Source organism: Cobetia sp. SIMBA_158, assembly GCF_046566945.1.
Taxonomy (GTDB): domain Bacteria; phylum Pseudomonadota; class Gammaproteobacteria; order Pseudomonadales; family Halomonadaceae; genus Cobetia; species Cobetia amphilecti.
Genome location: NZ_JAWJYL010000681.1, coordinates 1 through 256, shown reverse-complemented (window position 1 = coordinate 256; position 256 = coordinate 1). Strand labels below are relative to the sequence as shown.

Here is a 256-nt window from a genome sequence, read left to right as displayed (position 1 = left end):
AGTCGAAGTGGCAAAGCGTGTCCTATCTGTCGGCGGTGAATATGCAAACTGGTTAAACAAAGCCATTGAGGTCAACGGTTTTGAAGATGAAATTGAGGACCTTGAAACAGAAGCAAAAAACTAATAAAAGACGGGAACAAAGAGGCTGTGTATCTGTATTACTGCATGCATGAGCTTCATTACTCCCCGTCTGAACTCTTAGAGGTCTATGAAGCGCCAAGGCGATTCAAGGCCTTTTTGTTTGGGTTAATAGCCC

General features: G+C 43.8%; 1 protein-coding gene. It reads left to right on the top strand.

Translation table 11 applies throughout. The features are described 5' to 3' along the window. Positions 1 to 7: 7 nt before the first annotated feature. On the top strand, positions 8 to 124 hold the full coding sequence (locus tag R2R70_RS21555) for a phage tail assembly chaperone (RefSeq protein WP_410979132.1): 117 nt from the start codon (positions 8 to 10) through the stop codon (positions 122 to 124). Positions 125 to 256: the final 132 nt, after the last annotated feature.